17 protein-coding genes are annotated in these 17,898 nt (G+C 63.6%); 3 read left to right on the forward strand and 14 right to left on the reverse strand.

Translation table 11 applies throughout. The features are described from left to right. Positions 1-21: 21 nt before the first annotated feature. Positions 22-2,859, reverse strand: coding sequence for a caspase family protein (locus VGR99_RS37230; RefSeq protein ID WP_326904920.1), 2,838 nt, complete (start codon positions 2,857-2,859; stop codon positions 22-24). Positions 2,860-3,030: 171 nt separating this feature from the next. Here VGR99_RS37230 and VGR99_RS37235 point away from each other — a divergent pair, with 171 nt between their 5' ends. Further along, complete coding sequence (locus VGR99_RS37235; protein WP_326904921.1) at positions 3,031-4,059, forward strand: hypothetical protein; 1,029 nt, start codon at positions 3,031-3,033, stop codon at positions 4,057-4,059. 221 nt (positions 4,060-4,280) lie between these two features. Here VGR99_RS37235 and VGR99_RS37240 read toward each other — a convergent pair whose 3' ends face one another. Further along, on the reverse strand, positions 4,281-4,427 hold the full coding sequence (locus tag VGR99_RS37240; RefSeq protein WP_326904922.1) for a hypothetical protein: 147 nt from the start codon (positions 4,425-4,427) through the stop codon (positions 4,281-4,283). A gap of 138 nt (positions 4,428-4,565) precedes the next feature. Here VGR99_RS37240 and VGR99_RS37245 point away from each other — a divergent pair, with 138 nt between their 5' ends. Continuing rightward, entirely contained in the window at positions 4,566-5,936 is a 1,371-nt protein-coding gene (locus tag VGR99_RS37245) for a hypothetical protein (RefSeq protein WP_326904923.1), read from the forward strand. 62 nt (positions 5,937-5,998) lie between these two features. Continuing rightward, positions 5,999-7,021, forward strand: coding sequence for a serine protease (locus tag VGR99_RS37250; protein WP_326904924.1), 1,023 nt, complete (start codon positions 5,999-6,001; stop codon positions 7,019-7,021). Positions 7,022-7,093: 72 nt separating this feature from the next. On the opposite strand, the gene VGR99_RS37255 is transcribed toward VGR99_RS37250, so the two are convergent. The 12 genes from VGR99_RS37255 to VGR99_RS37310 form a co-directional block, all read right to left on the reverse strand. Continuing rightward, entirely contained in the window at positions 7,094-8,605 is a 1,512-nt protein-coding gene (locus VGR99_RS37255) for a Do family serine endopeptidase (protein WP_326904925.1), read from the reverse strand. A gap of 142 nt (positions 8,606-8,747) precedes the next feature. Further along, positions 8,748-8,954, reverse strand: a complete 207-nt coding sequence (locus tag VGR99_RS37260; RefSeq protein ID WP_270162114.1) for a DUF2065 domain-containing protein — start codon at positions 8,952-8,954, stop codon at positions 8,748-8,750. 71 nt (positions 8,955-9,025) lie between these two features. Further along, on the reverse strand, positions 9,026-9,922 hold the full coding sequence (locus VGR99_RS37265) for a protease modulator HflC (RefSeq protein ID WP_326904926.1): 897 nt from the start codon (positions 9,920-9,922) through the stop codon (positions 9,026-9,028). Continuing rightward, positions 9,919-11,055: an FtsH protease activity modulator HflK gene (gene hflK, locus VGR99_RS37270; protein ID WP_326904927.1), complete on the reverse strand. Its 1,137-nt coding sequence runs from the start codon at positions 11,053-11,055 to the stop codon at positions 9,919-9,921. The genes VGR99_RS37265 and hflK overlap by 4 nt, the downstream gene beginning before the upstream one ends. 153 nt (positions 11,056-11,208) lie before the next feature. Next, on the reverse strand, positions 11,209-11,718 hold the full coding sequence (locus VGR99_RS37275) for a dihydrofolate reductase (RefSeq protein WP_326904928.1): 510 nt from the start codon (positions 11,716-11,718) through the stop codon (positions 11,209-11,211). Further along, positions 11,718-12,203 (reverse strand): GNAT family N-acetyltransferase, encoded by a 486-nt coding sequence (locus tag VGR99_RS37280; protein ID WP_326904929.1) that lies wholly within the window; start codon positions 12,201-12,203, stop codon positions 11,718-11,720. The genes VGR99_RS37275 and VGR99_RS37280 overlap by 1 nt, the downstream gene beginning before the upstream one ends. Positions 12,204-12,208: 5 nt before the next feature. Then, entirely contained in the window at positions 12,209-13,003 is a 795-nt protein-coding gene (locus tag VGR99_RS37285; RefSeq protein WP_063689078.1) for a thymidylate synthase, read from the reverse strand. A gap of 187 nt (positions 13,004-13,190) precedes the next feature. After that, positions 13,191-14,174, reverse strand: coding sequence for a tripartite tricarboxylate transporter substrate binding protein BugD (locus tag VGR99_RS37290; RefSeq protein WP_326904930.1), 984 nt, complete (start codon positions 14,172-14,174; stop codon positions 13,191-13,193). A 147-nt stretch (positions 14,175-14,321) separates the two neighbouring features. Next, the gene (locus VGR99_RS37295; protein ID WP_326904931.1) at positions 14,322-15,836 is read right to left on the reverse strand and encodes a tripartite tricarboxylate transporter permease; all 1,515 of its coding nucleotides are present in this window, start codon (positions 15,834-15,836) and stop codon (positions 14,322-14,324) included. 7 nt (positions 15,837-15,843) lie between these two features. Beyond that, entirely contained in the window at positions 15,844-16,605 is a 762-nt protein-coding gene (locus VGR99_RS37300) for a tripartite tricarboxylate transporter TctB family protein (RefSeq protein WP_326904932.1), read from the reverse strand. 95 nt (positions 16,606-16,700) lie between these two features. Beyond that, positions 16,701-17,231, reverse strand: coding sequence for a chromate transporter (locus VGR99_RS37305; protein WP_326904933.1), 531 nt, complete (start codon positions 17,229-17,231; stop codon positions 16,701-16,703). After that, positions 17,228-17,833: a chromate transporter gene (locus tag VGR99_RS37310; protein WP_326904934.1), complete on the reverse strand. Its 606-nt coding sequence runs from the start codon at positions 17,831-17,833 to the stop codon at positions 17,228-17,230. The genes VGR99_RS37305 and VGR99_RS37310 overlap by 4 nt, the downstream gene beginning before the upstream one ends. Positions 17,834-17,898: the final 65 nt, after the last annotated feature.

A 17,898-nucleotide genomic window follows, 5' to 3' on the forward strand; every position in this document is an offset into this window, starting at 1 on the left:
CGTGTGGGCACAGCACACGCCCTAATCATACGCGATCGGAATATGCTGCCAGGCCGGCGATTTCGACGTTTGTGGCGTTTGCCGTCCCGGAGACGCAAGCCGGGGAACGCTGGTAGCGAGCCAGACGCCCAGTTCATCCGTTCTCAGGCTATTGCCCTGGTGGGGCGCGTTGCCTCCGAAGGCATCGACAAGTGCGCTTGTGAAGAACGAGTTTCTCCCCTTGGTGAGCGAAGTCTCGGCTCGATTGGACGAGGCATAGGTCATGACGCGGATCGTCTGCCACGACGACGTTTCGTTGAGAAAGTCGACCGTATCGAGTCCGTTGGCCGCGTAGCACGCATCGACGAACAGGATGAGGCCGCCATTCACCTGCCGCAAAATCTCGAACAGCGAGGCCTTCGAGATTCCGCTTCGCGACGGCTCGCCATCGTAGTCCACGGGCAGCAGGTAGGAGCCGATTCCGCCGGGCAAGTTCTTCCCGTGGCCAGAAAAGTAGACCAGCGCAATGTCCTCGGGAGCCTGCACCTGGTTCTTGAGCCATATCAGCTTTTCGATGATGTTCTGCTTTGTCGCCGGTTCCGGTCCGCGGTCCTTCAGCTTGACCACCTTGATTTTCCCGAATGCCTTGTTCGCCTGCCGATTGAGCAGCAGATCGAAGTCGTCGACATCGTTTCCCGGCGAGGGAAGCGCGAGCGACTTGTCGTCGTAATCGCTGGCGCCGATCAGCACCGCATACAGATTTGGTTTGACGGCCGCGGCGTCCGTCTGCGGCTTCCACCACAGGAGCGTCGATCGCGCCGGCTCGCTCGCGGTATCCCCCGTCTCCGCCACCAGGGATATTTCGACATCGCGGGAGGGGATCTTGACCTTCATCGTTCCGGTAAACTCGCCATCGGAGTTCATGATCCAGAGATCGCTGTTGCTCTGGGCGTTCGCGAGGATGCCGTCGACGAATAGGGTCAGCTTCTTGACCGGAGCACCGGTGGGAGAGCGAATAATGTAGGTCACCGTGATCTCGTTCGACGTGGCAACCGAGCGCGCGCTCGGTGACACGATTCGGGCAACCGGCGGCCGATGCGTGAGCACCTCGCCGGCCGCCGCAGGATCATTGCTTCGCTCTGCCGCGGCAAGAACCCGCTGCACGATATCGGGACGATAGAACGTCTTGCGAAACTGGGAGGCAGGGAAGAAATCCGCGCTTTGGTTCCACGCGCGATTGACGCTCCATCCGATCAGCTCCTCGCCCCCGACCGACGTCGTGAAGTAGCCATCCGGCGTCCAGGCTATCCAGCGGCGATCGGTCCGTTGAACAAACATCGACAGCAGCAGCGTTCCGTCCGACAACCGATACCAGCGCAGCGTTCCGTCACCGCACGCGGCGACGACGAGCCCGCGTTGCCTTGCGATATTGACGCCCCAGACGACCCCAGGTGCCTGGGATTGCCATAGCAACGCACCGCTCTTGTCGTAACTACGCAGAAAGTAATCCGTACCCAGAACGAAACCATCCCTCTCGGGCGTGATGGCCACGGATTGGGATCGCTCACGCGGAGTGAGGTCCAGCGCGTTTCCTTCCAGCCTGGGCGCGGTGGTCGATTTCCAGTTGGTGATCGGCAGGCTCTCGTCGTTAGGCGGAAACAGATCGTCCGGCTTGGTGGGCGAATCCGTCAGTGAGCCGGCCAGCATATCGAGCAGGACGGGATCCTGGCCGCCCGCCCGCAGGCCGAAGCGGACCCGCAATCCATCCTCCGAAACCGTGAAATCGCCTTGCAGCTTGCCGCGCATGTCGGCACCGGCCGATTCAAGCCAAAGCCGGCGCGCTCCGTTCGGATCGACCAGCCCAAACGCAGGGTCAGCGGCAGCCACTGCCACGCCGCTGCCGCAGGGAAACAGATTCGTGACCGCATCGCGTGACCCCGCAATGGTCCGGCGGTCTCCGGTGCCCTTGTTGCCCCATACCTGCAGCACGACGTCCCTTGCGATCGTGAAGCTGCCGCCGGCATACAGAGACTGGCCGTCGGCCGACCATGCGACGCTGCTGAGCGCACCCGTGCCGGCGGGGTCGGCCTCGAGCGGATACAGGCGGTTGAGAGAGGCGGCATCATAGACGTCGATCCGGCCGACGTCCCCATAACCTATGGCAACGAGGCCTTCGGACGGATGCACCGAGATGGAATGCGGTTGCAGGCCCGCAACGATCTGTGCCGTCTTGCGCTCAAACCCGGGTGCATAACGGCGAAGCCTCCGGTCGTAGCCGACCGTGTACAAGGCGCCCTCGCGATCGAACGCCGCACCTGTCGAATCCCTGCCGCCGTACTCCCGATCGTCGAGCGCGAGCTGCCACGACCCAAGCTCCGAGCCCGATCGCCGCCAGACGCGCGCGCCAAGGCCGCCGCGAAACGTCGCAGCAAGGAAGCGCCCGTCCACGGACGCAGTCAGATGTTCGACGACCTGCGGAAACGGCCCGAAGCTCCTGACCATGGACCCGGTCGAGCCGTCGAACAGATAGATGAAATGGTAGCCGGGCGTCCGCGAGAAGCCGCCGGCCGCAATCCACTCGCCCTTCGGCGCCAACGCCACCGCGTAGACCTTGCCGTCGTTTCCCGGACCGATCGGAGGATGCAGCACCTTCATCAGCTTGCCGTCGGGAAGGTGCCAGAGCCGCACTGTCTTGTCCTCCGAACCCGTCACCGCAAGAGAGCAAGACGGGTCGGCAGCGATCCGACGCACGACGGCCGTGTGCATGCCGGCTTCGATTTGCAGGATCGGATCACGCGGCGGCAAGTCCGAGTCCTGGGCCATGCAGGCCCGCGAAGCGCTTGCGCAAAAGACCAGCACGCGGACCAGAGGGCGGATCATGCTCATATCCTCGCGACGATTTCCGAAGCTAAACCCGATCGCGGCGAGGTGTAAACCGCGAGTTGAGTTTGGCGGAAGCCACAGCTAAGATAGGCCGGTGTCGGAATTCATTCCTGACTGCATTTTCTGATGAGACCGATTTCGTCCGTCCTGATATTTCTGGCGGGCTGTTTGCTGCAAGACGCCCGCGGGACTGCGTTCGGCAACGATACCGATCACGCAGCGCGATTTCTTGCGGGCATCGTCACGCCTCACGAACCCTCGCATGCATCGAATCCGCCGGGCTGGTGGTCGGCCTATGCACGCGACATCGAGCGGCGCTGGAACGCGTTCGACGACCAGAAGCTCGCTGCGGCGCGCACGTTCAGCCGGGAGCGTGTCCGATCGCACCATGAACTCGCCTACTACATGTTCGGCGGCCCCGACTTCCCGTTCCTGAATGCCTTCTTTCCGCAGGCGACCACCTATGTCCTGAGCGGTCTCGAAACCGTGGAAGACCCCGCTCAATTGCCGCAACGGTTGTGGACCGGCGCCGGACTGCAACAATTGCGCAAGTCGCTCGACACCTATTTCGATCTAGGCTTCTTCAGGACGGACCAAATGACTCCGCAACAGGGCTTTGCCGGCGTGACGCCGCTGCTGCTGGCTCTCATCGCCAGATCCGGAAACCACATCACCGAGGCAACGGCCCTCGACCTTGGGGACGACGGAATAGCCGTCGACCATCGTCCTTCGTCGACCCCGCTGGGCGGCCTCCGGATATCCTTCATCGACTTCCACGGGAAAGCGAAGACGCTCTACTACTTTCAGGCGGACCTCTCCGACGGCGGCAAGGGATCGGCAGCCCTATGGCAGTTCTGCCGTGCGCTTGGCCACGGCGACAATCTCCTCAAGAGCGCATCCTATCTTCTCCATGAAGATCGATTTTCAACCGCACGTGACTTTCTGCTGGGCCATTCCAGGCTTCTCGTGCAGGACGACAGTGGAATTCCGGTTCGCTTTCTGGACCGCACGAACTGGGAGCTCGGCCTGTTCGGGAAGTATCAGGCGCCGATCGGACGGTTCGAGAAATACTACCAACCCGAGCTGGCTGCGATGCGACAGCCCGGTGGCTTCCGGGCCTACACGTTCGGAACCGGGTACCTGGCGCAGGTTGGAGGATCCAACTACCTGCTCGCGAAGCGGCGAGGTGATCAATGACAATTGACCTGCCCGAAATGTTCAGAGCCAACATGCCGTGCCGGAAGGTGCTTGGTCTCATTGCGGCGAGCATGCTTGGTGCTTGGGCGGCGCTTGCCCCGTCCGCAGCGCAGGCCGCAAGCTGCACGGCCAAATATTCGCCTCTGGGCGGCATCCCGAACATGCCGCCGGTGCGCGAGCAAGTCTGCACATCCGAGGCGGACCACGCCGATCTGAAGGTCTCATTCCTGCGCCTGAGCGAAGCGGTCGCCGGAAGTCTCGCGCGGAAGCAGCCGATCGGCGAGCTGGAGAGCATCCTGAAGGGAATGACGGTCGCCGAGAACGACGTCTTCAAGGCGCTCAAGACGATCTACGACAAGTTCGGACATCAGGTCAGCTATCCGGCCGACAGCGTCAGGCTCGTCCTGAACATCAAGACCGCGCCCCCGGGCGCCGCACCCGGCTGGAAATCGGTCGAGCTGCCACCGGCTCCGCGGCCCGCCAACAGCGCGCAGAAGTTCTGGTCCGTGACGTCGCCGTTCGGGAATTCGTCCGAAGGCGTGTCGATCACGTTGAAGCAGGCGCTGGCGTCGATTCTGAAGACCGATGCCTGGCCCGCAGGCTTCAAGCAGTTCTATATCTGTCGCAGCTCGGAAATCCTCTGCACCCGGAACTGGACCTATCTCGATATGGCCGGTCTCGAACAGATCGAGCGCGACACAGCCGCTGCTGAGCGCGAGGCGAACGGCACTCTCGACCAGGGGACGGGGAGCAATGACACGGTTGCGGCCACCGCCGATGTGGACGCCGATTCCGCCGAATGGCCCTCACCGCAATATCCGGCTAATTTCTCATTCTATCGCTATCTCGGCGCGCAAGGTTGGCCGCGCGAATTTCTCCCGGCGAGCAGCGGCAATGACGAGTGTGGGGGCGGGTATTATTTCAACTATCATCCCCGCCCCCTCGCCCTCGATGTAGCCGTCGTCGAGAACGCTTCGGCCATACCGGTTGCAATGGTCGACATCGTCGGCAGTCGCAGTGAGCAGCAAGGCCTGAGGCAGGCCGAAGCCCTCGATCCGTCCGCCCCGCAGGCACCGCTGTCGCAGCCCGGCGCCACGATTGCGCCACAGGGACGACTCGTCATCCCGCTCAGGATCGTATTTGCAGATCCGGTCCCGGAGTGGCGCACGCCGCGCCGCATCGGCGAAGCACAGGCCATGTACCAGAAGCTGCGGTCGAAACCGCCGCAGAGCATCGCGACGGTAAGGATAGGCAACCTCCGGCCGCAGACCACAGTCAGGAAAAAGTTCGCGAGTTTCGCGGCTCCGGAGCTGCCCGACGTCCGGGACATCCTGTTCGGCCCCGAGATCAGACTGCGGGGCTTGATGATCAAGGCTCCGCTGTCGCTCAACGGCTCCTCATTCGACCTGTTGACCCTGATCGACAACGATCTGGAGCATTACGAAGAGCCCGACATCATCCAGCTCACGCAGCCCACTCCGGGCGGATCCTGCCCGATCCTCTATTCGTTGGTCGATGGCGAATGGATCAGCCATGGCAAGGTGATTCATACAGCGAACGGAGCCGGCAATGTCCAGACCAGCATCGTTCCGGTTGATCCCAGGGCGCGCAGGTTTCGCATTGCAGAGGAAGAGCCGGAGCTCGCCACAATCAAGCGCGTCAGTCTCGCACTCACGCTCAAGGACGGGCGCCGCATCATTCTCGATCCGGCTCCCTTGTCGAACGGAAAGCCCGCGCAAGACGTCCGCGTCCCCGCCTATTCGAGAATGAAGCTCGAATTTGTCGTCCCGCCGGAGCATGCGACCACGGAGATAACCGGCAGCGAGGTCGTGGTCAGCGGATTCTACGAACGCTACAGCAAGGTGGCCGGACGCTGATCCTGCTCACGGAACACGCTTCAAGCGAGGAGGCCTGATCGATGCTCCGAGGGAGCACCTTTGTGAAACGCCGCCTCGCGATGGCGTTGCTGCTCGGGTGGGCAGGCACGGCAAGCTCGCCCCTGATCGCACAGACCATGCGGGAGAACATGCACTTGCCGGCAGACGCCGCGCAGACCCGCTCGATCTCCCCATCGTGGGAGAACGCACGGCCGGACAGTTCGGATGTCAGGCCCAAGGTCGTCGGGGGCGACCCGGCGAAACCGCAGGAGTTTCCCTGGCAAGTTGCATTGATCCTGGCTTCATCGCCGAAAGAGGATCCCTTCCGCGGTGTGTTCTGCGGAGGAACCCTGGTCGCGTCCCGATGGATCCTGACCGCGGCTCACTGCACATACGAGAGCGATCCGCGCAGCGCAACGCTGCCGCCGGTCGAGATGGCTCCCGAGCGGATCGACGTCTACGTCGGATCGATCGATTTTGTCCATGGACAGCGCATCAAGATCACCAGGATCGTGCGCCATCAGTACAATCGGAGAACCAAGGACAACGACCTTGCGTTGCTTGAGCTCTCCACCGAACCATCGGCCGATTACCGAACCGGGATCATCAAGCCGTCGCGGCGAGCTGGACAATTCGCCAGGGTCGTCGGCTGGGGCTCAACCGAAGGCGGCATCCTCCCGCCTGCGTTTCGCAAGAGCGCGGATCACCTGATATCCGCGGAACTCAGCTTCAAGGACTCCTACGAATGCAACAGATTCTATGTCCAGGACCGGCGAAAGAAGCTTTCCGATCTTCTCGTCCTCCAGGGCAAGAGCCAGGATGAGTTGCGTGAGACGCTCGACAAATGGATGCCATTGTCGACGGTGCTGGTGACCGACAACATGTTCTGTGCAGGCACTGATGGCAAACAGGATGCCTGCTTCGGCGACAGCGGAGGTCCGCTTGTCATCAAGTCGCAGGATGGCTACCGCCAGGTCGGCATCGTCTCCTGGGGACCAGACGAGGGATGCGGCCTGACCAACCTGAATGGCGTCTACGTCAATCTCGAAGTCTATCTCGACTGGATGTCCCAGATCATCAACTGACGAGGCGCTCAAAACGGAGATGCGCCGGTCAAATCCGCGCATCTCCGTGAGGATGGGATCAGCCAGCGCCCCTTACTGCACGCTCAGCGCAACAAACCGCAGCTCGCCGTCGGCGTTCGAGACCAGCAGCAGTACGGATTTCTTGCCGTCCTTCTTGAGCTGGTCGACGCGCTTCTGGATGTCGGCGCCACTCGACACCGCCTCCTGCGCGACCTCGACGATGACGTCGCCGGCGGAGAGGCGCTTCTCGGCGGCGTCGGAATTGGCGTCGACATTGGTCACGACGACGCCCTTGACGCTGTCCTTGATCTTGTAGCGCGTGCGCAGATCCTTGCTCAGCGCGGCAAGATCGAGGCCGAGCGCCTTCTGCGTCACCGGCTTCTCGGGCGCGGGCTCGTCGGTCTTCACCGCGGCCTGCACCTTGTCCGGATCCTGCAGACGGCCGAGCGTGACCTTCTTGGTCTCCTCTTGGCCCTTGCGGATGATGACGACGTCGACCTCCTTGCCGACTGCGGTGTCGGCGACGACGCGGGAGAGATCCTTGGGGTCCTTGACGTCCTTGCCGTCGAATTTGACGACGACGTCGCCGGGCTCGATGCCGGCGGGCTTGGCCGGGCCCTTGTCGTCGATGCCCGCGACCAGCGCGCCGCGCGGCGGCTTGATGTTGAGGCTCTCGGCGATCTCGTCGGTGACGCTCTGGATGCGCACGCCGAGCCAGCCGCGGCGCAATTCGCCGAACTGGCGGAGCTGGTCGACGACACCCGCGACCGTCTTCGAGGGCACGGCGAAGCCGATGCCGATCGAGCCGCCCGAGGGCGAGATGATCAGCGTGTTGACGCCGATGACGTCGCCTTCGAGGTTGAACAGCGGACCGCCGGAATTGCCGCGATTGATGGCGGCGTCGGTCTGGATGTAGCTGTCATAGGGCCCCGAGGAAATGTCGCGGTTCTTGGCCGAGACGATGCCCGCGGTGACGGTGCCGCCGAGGCTGAACGGGTTGCCGATCGCGACCACCCAGTCACCGAGGCGCAGCTTGTCGCTGTCGCCGAACTTCACCGCGACCAGCGGCTTCGGCGGCTTGAACTTGAGCACGGCAAGGTCGGTCTTCTTGTCGACGCCGACCAGCTCGGCCTTGATCTTGGTGCCGTCGTTGAGGATGACGTTGATCTCGTCGGCGTCCGCAATGACGTGGTTGTTGGTGACAACGACACCTGATGTGTCGATGATGAAGCCCGAGCCGAGCGAGTTGGTCTTGCGCGGCGGGCCGCTGCCGTTGTCGCCGCCCTTGCTGCCGCCGCCGGGACCCCTGCGGTTCTTGAAGAAGTCGTCGAAGAACTCCTCGAAGGGCGAGCCGGGCGGCAATTGCGGCATCGTGTTGCTGCCACCGCCCTTGGCCTCGACGGTCTGCGAGGTCGAGATGTTGACGACCGCATCGATCACCTTCTCGGCGACGTCGGCGATGCCCTCCGGTCCGCGCGCCTGAGCGGGCATGCCGAACGCGCTGAGAGCACTGATGGCGAGCGCAGCCAGCCCAAATCGCGCACATCGGCGCAAGCGGGACGGGGCAATGATGGCAGCGGTCATTGGTATCTCCAGAGAAAAGGATTCTGCGCCAGACTGCGCTCGAACCGGGGGACGGCGCAAGCGCGGACGTTAACGGGCCTCAAGACCCCGACAATATGGCGAAAACCGGCTTCTCGCCTTCACTTTGGCGTTGGCCGCGCGGCTAAACCGGGCGCCGCATCACCCAGATCAGGATCAGGCCGGCCACGGCCGAGCCGATCCCGACCACCCGGAGGATATTGTCCGGCGTGGCGATGGCGCTCTTCATGGCCTTGCGCATCCAGTTCGGACTTGCCGCGAACATCAGGCCTTCCAGCACAAACAGGATGCCTAGGCCGATGAGGAAGTCGGCGAACGCAATGGACCTCATCGGATGGGAACCTCCCGTTGTGCTGTTCTTGTCTGGACGAAGGGCGGCAGAACTGCCGCCCCCTGTCTAGCTTACGGTTTCGCCGGCGTCTCGGTCGCCGTCTTGCCGGACGGGCTACCGAAATACCGGAAGAAATCCGAGTCCGGCCGCAGCAGGAAGCGGGTGTCGCTCGACTTCAGTCCAGTCTCATAGGCCGTCATCGACCGGTAGAAGGCGAAGAAGTCGGCATCCTTGCTGTAAGCTTCCGCGAACAGCCGGTTGCGCTCGGCATCGCCCGCACCGCGGGTCTGATCAGCCTGCGAATTGGCTTCCGCGATGATCACAGTCGCCTCACGGTCGGCCCTCGACTTGATCTCCTGCGCCCTCTGGCCGCCCTGTGCGCGGAACTCGGCAGCTTCGCGCTCGCGCTCGGTCTTCATGCGCTGGTAGACTGCCTGGCTGTTCTGCTCCGGCAGATCGGCACGGCGGATCCGGACGTCGACGACCTGGATGCCGTAGCCGTCGGCCTCACGATCGAGCTGGTCGCGGATGCGCAGCATCAGCTTCTCGCGATCGTCGCGCACCACGTTGATGAAGGTGACCTCGCCGAGCACGCGGCGCAGCGCCGCGTTCAGGAGCGTGGTGAGCTGGATGTTGGCGGCCTGGATCGAGCCGACGCTCTGATAGAAGCGCAGCGCGTCCTTGATGCGGTAGCGCGCGAAGGCGTCGACCACGAGACGCTTCTGGTCGGACGCGATCGCTTCCTGCGACGGGTTCTCCAGATCGAGGATGCGCTTGTCGATGTTGATCACCGAATTCCACGGCGCCTTGAAGTGCAGGCCGGGATCGGTGACGACGTCGACGGGCTTGCCGAACTGGAGCACGATGGTCTGCTCGGTCTGCTGCACCGTGAACAACGACATGTAGCCGACGATCACGACGATCAGGAGCCCGAGCAGCGTGACGATACCTGTGACCGGAGACCTCATCTTGTGCCTCCGCTCGAGGGCTGACCGGTGGTAGGCGCCCGCTTGGTCGTCAATTCGCTGAGCGGCAGATAGGGCACGACGCCCTGGCCGGAACGGCCGCCATCATAGATGAGCTTGTCCGAGCTGCCGAGCACACGCTCCATCGTCTCCAAATAGATCCGTTCACGCGTCACGTCGGGCGCCTTCTTGTATTCCTCGTACACCTTCAGAAAGCGCGCGCTCTGGCCCTTGGCCTCGGCGATCGCCTGCTCCCTGTAGCCTTCGGCGGCCTGCTGGATCTGCGCCGCCCGTCCACGGGCCTGCGGAACAACCTGATTGGCGTAGGTCTGCGCTTCGTTCTGCAACTGCTCCTGATTGGCGCGCGCAGCCTGGACGTCGCGGAAGGCGTCGATGACCTGGGCAGGCGGGTCAACCTTCTGCATCTGCACCTGGGTGATCTGAATACCCGCGCCGTAGCTGTCGAGGGTCCTCTGGATCAGCTCCTGCACGTTCTGCTCGGTGACGTTGCGCGCGCCGGTCAGGATCGGCTGGATCTGCGATCGGCCGATCACCTCGCGCATCGCGCTTTCGGCGACCGCCTTCACGGTGCCCTCGGGGTTCTGAATGTTGAACAGGAAGTTGCCGACACCGTTGGGCTTGATGCGCCAGAGCACGGTGAAGTCGACGTCGACGATGTTCTCGTCGCCGGTCAGCATCAGGCTCTCTTCCGGCACGTCACGGATGGAGCGGCCGCGCCGCGCCGGATCGTCGATCAGCGTCATGCCGATCGAGAGGGTGTTGACGCGCAGCGCCTTCGGCAGCAGCACGGTCTCGATCGGATAGGGCAGATGATAATTCAGGCCCGGATCGACGGTGCGGACATGCTTGCCGAAGCGCAGCACGACGCCCTGTTCTTCGGACTGAACGCGGAAGAAGCCCGACAGCAGCCAGAACGCGATGATGAGCAGGACGATCAGTGTGATGCCGATGCCGGAGAAATAGCCGCCCGGCATGATCTGCTGGAGGCGGTCCTGGCCACGACGCAGAAGATCTTCCAGATCCGGCGGCCTGGGCCCGACCGGTTGCGGGCCTGTGCCCCATGGTCCCTTCGGACCCGAGCCCCAAGGGCCACCGCCCTGATTCTTCCACGGCATTCGACGCTCTCCTCGGCAGGGTAGACTTGCCCCCGCCCGCTTTGTCCGGTCCGGCTTTATAGGGGACAGGCAGGTCCCTTACAACGCAGCCCTCGCCGTCTTCCGAGCTATGCTCGGGCAAGAAAAAGTCAATGTAAACATTGGAGAAAGCGGTTAATGGGGCGACCGCCGACGATATGTCACATAGGAGAAGCCGGCGCTGTCGTCGGGTCCGGCAGGATGACGAATGCGCGCCGTCTCCTCCCATTCTGCCCTGTCGATGTCGAAATGCGTGTCGCCTTCGGGCCGCGCATGCACTTCGGTGATTTCGAGGCGATCGGCGCGGTCGAGCCATTGCCGATAGATCTCGGCGCCGCCGATCACGGCGATCTCGGCGACCGAACGCCGCAGGGCATCGCCGCGCGCAACCTCGCCGGCATCATCAGACGATGTCGTGACGACGGCCCCCGCGGCGCGATAGTCCGGATCTCGCGTGATGACTATGTTGGTGCGGCCCGGCAACGGCCGGCGCAGGGTCTCAAAGGTCTTGCGGCCCATGATCACGGGCTTGCCGATGGTAAGCGCCTTGAAGCGCGCCATGTCGGATTTCAATCGCCACGGGATCGCATTGCCCGCACCGATGATGCCGTTCTCCGCGATCGCAACGACGAAGACGATCTCCATCAGGATGCGCTCCCCGCAAGTCGCGTCAGTGCAGGTCCAGACACGCGGCACAACGTCCAGTCGTCCATCATGACCGCCCCGAGCGATTTGTAGAACGCGATCGACGGCGCATTCCAGTCGAGCACGGCCCATTGCAGGCGCGACCAGCCGTTGTCGACGCATTCTTTCGCGAGATAGACCAGCAGCGCCTTGCCGAGGCCCTTGCCGCGATGCGACGGCCGCACATACAAATCTTCGAGATAGATGCCGTGGCGGCCGCTGAAGGTGGAGAAGTTCAGGAACCACACCGCGAAGCCGACCGGCTCGCCGTTCCACTCGGCAATCGCACAAAACAGCCTGGGATCGCTGCCGAACAGGGCGTCCGCAATGTCAGCCTCGGTCGCCTCGACCTCGTGCGAGAGCTTTTCGTACTCGGCGAGCTCGCGGACGAAATCGAGGACGAGTCCGGCTTCGCCGGAACGCGCGCGGCGGATGTTCAACGCCATCGGCGCTAGACCGCGACTTCCGCCTTGATATGCGGATGCGGATCGTAGCCGACGAGTTCGAAATCCTCGTAACGGAAGGAGAAGATGTCCTTCACATCGGGGTTGATGCGCATCACCGGCAGCGCACGCGGCGCGCGGGTGAGCTGAAGCCGGGCCTGCTCCAGATGGTTGGAATAGAGATGGGTGTCGCCGAGCGAATGCACGAAGTCGCCGGGCTTCAGGCCCGTGACCTGCGCCACCATCATGGTGAGCAGCGCGTAGGAAGCGATGTTGAAGGGCACGCCGAGGAACACGTCGGCCGAGCGCTGATAGAGCTGGCAGGACAGCTTGCCGTTGGCGACATAGAACTGGAACAGCAGGTGACAGGGCGGCAGCGCCATCTTGTCGACGTCGGCCGGATTCCAGGCGGTGACGATCAGCCGGCGCGAATCCGGGGTGCGCTTGATCATGTCGATGACCTTGGCGATCTGGTCGATGCTGCCGCCGTCCGGCGTCGGCCAGGAGCGCCATTGATGCCCGTAGACCGGGCCGAGATCGCCATTGGCGTCAGCCCATTCGTCCCAGATGGTGACGCCGTTGTCCTTGAGGTATTTGATGTTGGTGTCGCCCTTCAGGAACCACAGCAGCTCATGCACGATCGCCTTCAGCGGCAGCCGCTTGGTGGTCAGCATCGGGAAGCCGGCGGACAGATTGAAGCGCATCTGATGGCCGAACACCGACAGTGTGCCGGTGCCGGTCCGGTCGGTCTTCTCGGCGCCGTCTGAAAGAATCCGCTCGAGCAGGTCCTGATACTGGTGCATGTGCCCAAACCTTTAGAAAGACGGCAGCCTTTGGGGAGGCGGCGAACTTAACGGCCACCCCCGCACTGCGACAGCAGCGATTCGCTGCCTCCACCGATTATACCCCGAAAAGTGGCTGTTCCCGGGGCAAACGAAAAGGGGGCGGAACTTGCGTCCCGCCCCTCGCCTATCGGCTTGAAAGTGCTGGTTAAGTTGCCGGCTTGAGCACCGGGGTCCACTTCGCGATCTCGTTCTTGACGAGGGTCGCCAGCGCCTCCGGCGTCCGGTCCTTGGGCGCCGGGATGACGCTGCCGAGCTCGAGCAGGCGCTTCTTCACGGTCTCGTCGTCGAGCGCCTTGATGGCGGCGGCGTTCAGGCTCGCGATGATCGCGGGCGAAGTTCCCTTCGGCGCGAACATCGCGTTCCAGGCCTGGGCCTGGAACGTCGGCAGGCCGGCTTCGGTCGTGGTCGGCACGTTCGGGAGCGACGGATTACGCTCGGGCGTTGCGATCGCATAGGCTTTGATGGTGCCGGCGTTGATCTGCGGCACCGCGTTGACGATCTGGTCGCACATGTAGTCGACCTGGCCCGCCACCAGCGCGTTCATCGCAGGGCCCGTGCCGTTGAAGGGCACACCGACCGGCTTGACGTCGAGGATCGAGTGCAGGAGCTCGCAGGAGACGTGCGAGACCGAGCCGATTCCGGCATGCGCCGCGTTCACCTTCTCGGCGTTCGCCTTCACATAGGCGACGAACTCCTTCAGATCCTTCGGCGGAAAATCCTTGCGCGCAAGGATCAGGATCGGCGTGCCCGCGAGCAGCGCGATCGGCTCGAAGTCCTTTTCGGGATGATAGGCGAGCTTCGGATAGAGCGGCACGGAGGCGGCATGCGTGCCCATATGCCCGGTGATGAGCGTATAGCCGTCATTGGTCGCCCGCGCCGCGCGGGTGGTCGCGGTGGTCCCACCGGCGCCGACCACGTTCTCGATGATGATGCTCTGGCCGAGCGTCTGCGCCATGTGCGAGGTGACGATGCGCGAGATCACGTCGGTCGGACCGCCGGCCGCGAACGGCACGATCATGGTGATGCCGCGCGTCGGATAGGTCTGCGCCTTGGCCGGTGCGACAAAGGCGCACAGCGATGCGAGCACGGCAGCACATGCGCCGGTAGCGAGCGCGCGAATAGAAGTCATTTCGTTTCCCCCGGGACACACAAAAATGCCGGCCACAAGGGCCGGCATTTTCATTTCACGAAGACATCACACAAGTCGATTCGACTTCCGAATGCGGCGCGCGGACGCAGGGCGCCGCGTGGACGCAGGGCGCCGCGCGCGGCGCGCTCAGTTCTCGGATTCGGTGAACACCTCGTCGCGCTTGGCACGCAGTGTCGGCAACACCGTGAGCACCAGAAGGCCCGCCGCGATCGCCAGCAGCACCGCCGACAGCGGACGCGTCAGGAACACGCTCCAATCGCCGCGCGAGATCAGCAGCGCACGACGCAGGTTCTCTTCCATCAGCGGTCCGAGCACCATGCCGAGCAGCAGCGGCGCCGGCTCGAAATCGTGCTTGATCAGCCAGTAGCCGACCAGCCCGAACACGCCTGCGAGGATGACGTCGACCGGTGCGTTGTTCACCGAGTAGATGCCGATCGCACAGAAGATCACGATCGAGGGGAACATCAGCCGGTAAGGCACGCGCAAGAGGCGCACCCAGATGCCGACCAGCGGCAGGTTGATGATGATCAGCATGAGGTTGCCGATCCACATCGAGGCGATCATGCCCCAGACGAGGTCGGGTTGCTTCTGCATCACCTGCGGACCCGGCACGATGCCATGAATGGTCATCGCGCCCACCATCAGCGCCATCACCGCGTTCGGCGGGATGCCGAGCGTGAGCAACGGGATGAAGGAGGTCTGCGCCGCCGCGTTGTTGGCGCTTTCCGGCGCCGCCACGCCCTCGATCGCGCCGCGGCCGAACCGCGACGGGTTCTTGGCGAGCTTCTTCTCGAGCGTATAAGCCGCGAACGAGGCGATCACCGCGCCGCCGCCGGGCAGAATGCCGAGGATCGAGCCGAGCACGGTGCCGCGCAGGATCGCAGGCGTGGAGTCAACCAGGTCCTTCCTGGTCGGCATCAGGCCGGTGATCTTCTGCTGCACGAGGTCGCGGTTCATCTCGGCGCCGGCGTCGAGATTGCGGATGATTTCGGCGAAGCCGAACACACCCATCGCCACCGTCGCAAAGCCGAGACCGTCGGCGAGCTCCGGAATGTTGAAGGCCATGCGCGAGGCACCGGTCTCGATGTCCGACCCGACCATCGACAGCAGCAGGCCGAACACGATCATCGCGATCGCCTTCAGCACCGAGCCCTTGGCCAGCACGACCGCGAAGATCAGGCCGAGCACCATCAGCGAGAAATATTCGGCCGGACCGAACGCCAGCGCGAGCTTCGTGAGCGGCGCGCCGAGCACCGCGATCAAGACGGTCGCGACGCAGCCTGCGAAGAACGAGCCGATCGCCGCGATCGCCAGCGCCGGCCCGGCACGGCCCTGCTTGGCCATCTGGTGACCGTCGATGGCGGTGACGACCGATGTCGCCTCACCTGGAATATTGACCAGGATCGACGTGGTCGAGCCGCCATATTGCGCGCCGTAATAGATGCCGGCGAGCATGATCAGCGCGCCGACCGGCGGCAGTCCGAAGGTGATCGGCAGCAGCATCGCGACCGTCGCGATCGTGCCGATGCCCGGGAGCACGCCGACCAGCGTGCCGACGAGGGCACCGATCAGGCACATCAGCAGGTTGATCGGAGAGAGCGCGACGACAAAGCCGTGAGCGAGGTTCGCAAAAATATCCATCACGCCCTCACTGGATCAGGAAACGCGGAAACATCGGCATCGGTAGCCCGAGCACGTAGGGAAACAGGACTGCACAGCCCAGCGTCAGACAGGCGCCGACAATGGCGGCCTCCAGCCAGCGCGTCTCGTGCGATCCCGTCGCTGCGATCATGAAGCTCACGAACGCCGTGACCACCAGGCCGAGCGGCCGGATCGCCAGCGCGAAGAACACGATCGCGACCATCACGAACAGCGGCCCGCGCCAGGAATAATGCGACATTCCCGGCCCATCGACCAGAAGGCCGCTCAGGGCGATGCCGGCGGACATCGCGACGAGGAGCGCGCCGAACATCCGCGGCGCGGTGCCCGCGCCGAAGGAGAAGCCGCGCATGCCCTGCAAATCGCTCGAGGCCCACAGCGCGAACAGCGCCAGCGCCATCAGAATGACGCCGCCGACATAGTCCTGCGCAGACCGGATGGTCATGAACAGCGTGACGATCGCCACCGCCAAAATCGGATAGGAGTAGATCAGCACAAGCAGCACATCCGATGACGCCTTCTTGGCATCACCGCTGGCCGCTCCGATTAGCGCTGCAGGAGCGCCCGTGACCAGCGCGGTTGCGTGGCTGATCAGGACGGTGGCCGGGCCGCGTCCGGCGCCCCAGCCGAAAATCGTCCCGATCGACCAGATGAATTCGAAAATCTGTGGCGCTATCGCCAGCAGGCAAAAGCCGATCGCCACCGATGTGTTTCGGGTGGTTGTCGCTGAGTGGCCCATCGTCTCGGCCATGTATGTCTCCTCCGCGACCCGTAAGTCACGAGCACTGTTGTTCTAAATCGGCTGGAAGTGGATCCCCGGCCCGGACCATTGCCTAGCGATTTTCATCACACAATGCCAGCAAAACCAAACAGGCCTCCTACGAGCAGAAGCCAGAGTGGATTGATGCGCGAGACCGACGCGACCACCGCAACCAATGCGGTCAGAAGCAGTGCAACAAACGTACGATCGGTCGACTGGGCCAGGATCAGGGCGCTGGCTGCCATCAATCCGATCGACAGCGGAACCAATGCAGCCTGAATCAAGCTGGGCCAGCGCGATTGGCTGGGCCGGCTCAAGAGACGGCTGACATAATAGGCAAGCAGCGCTGTCGGCAGGCACATCGCGAGCGTTGCGGCCAGCGCGCCGGGGATGCCGGCGACCGCATAGCCGATTAACGTCACGATAAGCACGTTTGGACCTGGTGAGAGTTGTGCGATCGCATAGGCATCGGTGAACTGCTTGTCGGTCATCCAGTGATGCACGTCGACGGCGATACGATGCATCTCCGGCACGGCCGCCGCGGCGCCGCCGACCGCGAACAGCGACATTAGACCAAAGGTGGAGATCAGCGCCCAGATCGGGTTCTCGCTGTTCATGCTGCTACCTTCCGCCGCATCAGATAGGTGACGCCGATGCTGACGGGGATCGCGACCAGCAGCACCGCCTGAAGCGGCAGGCGGAGCACGCCGATGGCCACGAACACCCCGAGCATCAGGATGATCACGACAAAGTCCATTCGCTTGAGCAGCGGCGTCATCATCCGGAGCACCACCGCGATCAGGAGGCCGACCGCCGCGCAGGAGATGCCCGCGAGAATACGTCGCAGCACCTCGACGTCGCCGAACCGGGCATAGACGATCGCGAGCACGGTCATGATCAGTGTCGGCGGCAGCAATAGGCCGGTGAAGGCGGCAACCCCGCCGGCAATCCCGCGCAGGCGCGAGCCGAACACCATCGACAGATTGACGATGTTGGGTCCGGGCAGGAAATGGCAGAGCGCAAAGGTCTCGTTGAACTCGTCCGCCGTCATCCAGCGGTGCTGGTCGACGATGGCGTGCCGGGCAAACACCAGGACGCCGCCGAAACCGGCCAGCGACATCCGGGCGAAGGCCACGAACAGCGCCAGCAAGCCGGGCGGTGGGGCGTGGGCGGCGGGGATATCCGGCTCTTGGACGGCCGGTGCTGAATCCGTGGACATGTCAGGAGCTTAGAATGAGGGCCGCGCCGCGGCCAAGATCGGACCTGTGGCGATCCGGGACCTAT

It is taken from the genome of Bradyrhizobium sp., from assembly GCF_035935975.1.
GTDB lineage: Bacteria > Pseudomonadota > Alphaproteobacteria > Rhizobiales > Xanthobacteraceae > Bradyrhizobium.